Here is a 1485-nt window from a genome sequence, read left to right on the forward strand (position 1 = left end):
ATTTTAATACACTAAATAATTCCATAATTGAGTATCACTACCTGGCGTGAAGCCATATTGATATACATCTTTATTAGATACATCTAAATCAAGAAGCTTACTACTATTTTTATTAATAAATGAATAATAAACTATATGATGAATATCAGTAAATCTGTCAATAAGTTTCCATAGTTGAGCATCAGTAGGGTGACAATCATATATGCGTATACTTGCTTTATCTTTTTGAGAAGCATATGGTACAGTTAAACATTTACCGGAAAATTCGTTCATGATTATATACCAATAGTTTCTTCCATGCTGTGCCCAAAGAATGAAACGCCAATATTGGGACTCGCTTATAATGTTAGAATCTGATACAAATACATTAGCACCTTCTTGAGGACTTTTAATATCTAGAACGCCCCAATAATGATTATAAATACGGAAAACATTATCTGTAGCAGTGAGGTCATGCATTTTTATTACTCCTCTTATTTTATCTCTTCAGTATTAATATATGTGAAAATATTGACGAGTGTGAGTTTATACGATGGTCTATCACTAAAGTACAATTATATGTGTTTTCAGTTATTTGGTTGATAGAAATAGTGTACCTAAAGTAAAGATTGGTTTAATGGTGAAATTTAAGGCTAAGATCAAGTTTATTGGAGTAAGAAGTTATTAATATCTCAGTATTCATCTACAGTTATACTTTCAATGAATTTAAAGAATTAAAGTTAATGTCTTGAAGTAAATGAGTTTAAGATATCATTGGGAGAAAAGGAGTGATAACTTGATTAAGGGAAACATAAATCTTAGAAGAAAAACCATTAAGAAGATTATAGCAGATAATTGCAGAAGAATTATTACAGGAAAATCCACCATTGATTTTGATGAAGGTATGGTACATAGAAATATTTTTACCAAAGGCGATTATGAATATAGTATGTATTGCAGTTCTATAGGAGAATATTTAATAAAAGAATTAAGTAGACCAGGCATTAATATATACTCTAGTAGATCAATAATATACAGTGACTTAAATAAGCTTCAGGAACAAGGGTATAGAGTTAATTGCTAAAGTTTAGTATAGGGGTAATAACTCCCTACTGATTAAAAGAGAGCGATTTACATAATTGAAGGGCAATATGTACCGATTAATGACTTATTAAGTAAGATAAATATATGAAGCTAAATAAAGTGATTGTCCAGTAGAAATAGCAACAACAGAATGGTAGGAGCAAAGATTATGTTTAGAGGGGAAAGATGAATAGTAGTTAGTGCGAATGTTATACTATTCATCAATCAATCTATTGTCTAGGACTACGACTACGATTGCGTTCTCGACGACTGTGTTCTCGACGACTGCGGTCATTACGACGACGGCGATTATCAATCTCGTGACGATGGCGATCATCAGGCTCACGACGATGGTGATCATCAGGCTCACGACGATGGCGATCATCAGGCTCACGACGATGGCGATCATCAGGCTCACGACGA

General features: G+C 32.7%; 3 protein-coding genes. 1 reads left to right on the top strand and 2 read right to left on the bottom strand.

What is annotated here, in order from left to right; all coding sequences use genetic code 11:
- Positions 1-3: 3 nt before the first annotated feature.
- Positions 4-459 carry an RICIN domain-containing protein gene (locus tag ACX6CF_RS26200; protein ID WP_458788331.1) on the bottom strand — a complete coding sequence of 152 codons (456 nt, stop codon included), beginning with the start codon at positions 457-459 and terminating at the stop codon, positions 4-6.
- Between the two features lie 316 nt (positions 460-775).
- On the opposite strand from ACX6CF_RS26200, the gene ACX6CF_RS26205 reads away from it, so the two are divergent.
- Entirely contained in the window at positions 776-1063 is a 288-nt protein-coding gene (locus ACX6CF_RS26205; protein WP_458788332.1) for a hypothetical protein, read from the top strand.
- A gap of 213 nt (positions 1064-1276) precedes the next feature.
- Here ACX6CF_RS26205 and ACX6CF_RS26210 read toward each other — a convergent pair.
- A partial coding sequence (locus ACX6CF_RS26210) for a hypothetical protein (RefSeq protein ID WP_458788333.1) occupies positions 1277-1485 on the bottom strand: 209 nt, incomplete at its 5' end.

The organism is Vallitalea sediminicola (genome assembly GCF_054408565.1).

Coding starts and splice junctions, on each gene's coding strand:
- ACX6CF_RS26200 (WP_458788331.1), bottom strand. CDS start 459: ATGCATGACCTCACTGCTACAGATAATGTTTTCCGTATTTATAATCAT.